General features: G+C 64.3%; 3 protein-coding genes and 1 pseudogene. 2 read left to right on the top strand and 2 right to left on the bottom strand.

The window, feature by feature from the left end; translation table 11 throughout:
* Window positions 1-25: 25 nt before the first annotated feature.
* The gene (locus OM960_RS25315; protein WP_264773923.1) at window positions 26-496 is read right to left on the bottom strand and encodes an acetyl-coenzyme A synthetase N-terminal domain-containing protein; all 471 of its coding nucleotides are present in this window, start codon (window positions 494-496) and stop codon (window positions 26-28) included.
* A gap of 119 nt (window positions 497-615) precedes the next feature.
* Here OM960_RS25315 and OM960_RS25625 point away from each other — a divergent pair, with 119 nt between their 5' ends.
* Together OM960_RS25625 and OM960_RS25305 are read left to right on the top strand one after the other, a co-directional pair.
* Window positions 616-951 (top strand): type 1 glutamine amidotransferase family protein, encoded by a 336-nt coding sequence (locus OM960_RS25625; RefSeq protein WP_263341038.1) that lies wholly within the window; start codon window positions 616-618, stop codon window positions 949-951.
* A 43-nt stretch (window positions 952-994) separates the two neighbouring features.
* Window positions 995-1,375, top strand: a complete 381-nt coding sequence (locus OM960_RS25305) for a hypothetical protein (RefSeq protein ID WP_264773922.1) — start codon at window positions 995-997, stop codon at window positions 1,373-1,375.
* Between the two features lie 179 nt (window positions 1,376-1,554).
* Here OM960_RS25305 and OM960_RS25300 read toward each other — a convergent pair.
* Window positions 1,555-1,646, bottom strand: a pseudogene (locus tag OM960_RS25300) (IS5/IS1182 family transposase); the annotation flags it as partial.

Genomic DNA, 1,646 nt, shown 5'->3' with positions numbered 1-1,646 from the left:
ATCACGTTGGTGAGGTCGAGCACCTTCACCCCGTCGAGCCAGCCGCCCGCGCCGGATGCCCCGGGCGCCGGGCGGACGGGTTCGGAGAGGATCGCGTCGAGCCGCGCGCGCGCATCTCCGGCACGTCGAGGATCACGGCCTTGAGTTCGGCGCGGGTCAGGACCGTGCGGTCGCCCGCCTTGGAGACGGCGACGAGGGCCGCGCGGTCATCGGCGTGGTTCAGGAGCGTCTCGACGACGTTCAGCTTTGCGCCGGGAAAGAAGCGCCAGCCGAGCGGATCCTCGGCGCGTTCGACGGCGGTGCCGCCTTGGGTGCCGACGAGGCCGCAGAAGTCCCAGGCGAGCGGCCAGAACTCCTCGGGGTACTCGACCGACCAGCGATGGAGGTCAGGATAGGCCGCGACCTCGCGTCCGGTGGCGGCCACCTCGCGCGTGAAGCGGGTGATCGACGCCGCCGCCGCCCGTTCCGGTTCCGCCTGCCAGAGAAATCTGCCCAACGCCGCGCCTCTTCGATGATCCGACGGCGAGTCCGACGCCGTTGCTGGAGCGGGACATTAGGCTTGCTTCCGCCGCCTGATCTGTCCGATAGTGACAATAAATTTTCCGATAGTGCCAAATGAAGCCCCTCAACGTCACGATCCTTCTGTTCGACGGCTTTTCGAACATGGTTCTTGCCTGCCTCCTGGAGCCCCTGCGCGCCGTGCGTGACCAGGTCCGCGGCGGCATCACCTGGTCGGTGATCACGCCGGGCGACCGGCCCGCGATCAGCTCGAGCGGGCATAGCTCGGCAATGCTGACCTCGCCGCGCAGCCCTTCCAAGACGATGCGGATCTTCTCCTCGGCCGAATGGTGCTTCCGCGTGCGCCGGCGGATGTCCTACACGATCGACTCTGCCGTCGGCTTCGCTGTTCCGGGTGTCTGCCTCATCTCCACTCCTTGGCGGTTACGATGAGCCTGAAACCCTCCGTTACAGAATCAACTCAGATGTCCCAGGGGTGCTGATGGGAGACAGTTCGGCAAGCAACGATGGTTGCGGGGGCTGGATTTGGACACTGTTTTCGGCCCTATCGCTCGAATTCTGCCTCCTGAGTGAATCCCGGACGGGCATCGAGGCGCTTTATCGCAAGCCCAATGCCTCGAAACCGTCACCGGGGCACGGCCACGTCGCCAACATCTCGCCCGAGGGGGTGCCCTCCGAGGTCGGGCTCACGCCGCTCGAACAGGTCCTCGACATCCACTCCATCGGCGAGGGAAACGATGCGGGGTTCGCGCTCGACGGCGTGGCGATTCCGGGGCGCGATGCTCGGCTGACGTCGCCGGAGACCTTCCTCCAGGCCCGTGACGCGGCCCGGCGGCCACGGCGAAAAGTCTCTTGACAGAACACCCGGTGATTGCAGAGCATTCCTTAAATCTGTTTCCTGGAGTGTTCCTGAATCGCATATCGACTGTTCGGTTTGCACGGTCCCGCACTTTTAGAACCCATTGCGTTCAACGTCAGGATCCAACGAAAATCGGAAACTTGTCGGCCTGCTTTAGGCTCCAGACTCATTGATCGTCAAAGCCAGAACAGGACGGTTGCGGCGAGTGCGACGGCGGAAAGGAAGGTCTTGGCGCATCTGTCGTAACGGGTTGCGACCCTGCGCCAGT

The organism is Defluviimonas salinarum (assembly GCF_026013545.1).
Classification (GTDB): domain Bacteria; phylum Pseudomonadota; class Alphaproteobacteria; order Rhodobacterales; family Rhodobacteraceae; genus Albidovulum; species Albidovulum salinarum.
Note: the sequence above shows the minus strand (reverse complement) of the source record. Positions and strands in the feature narration are given on the sequence as shown.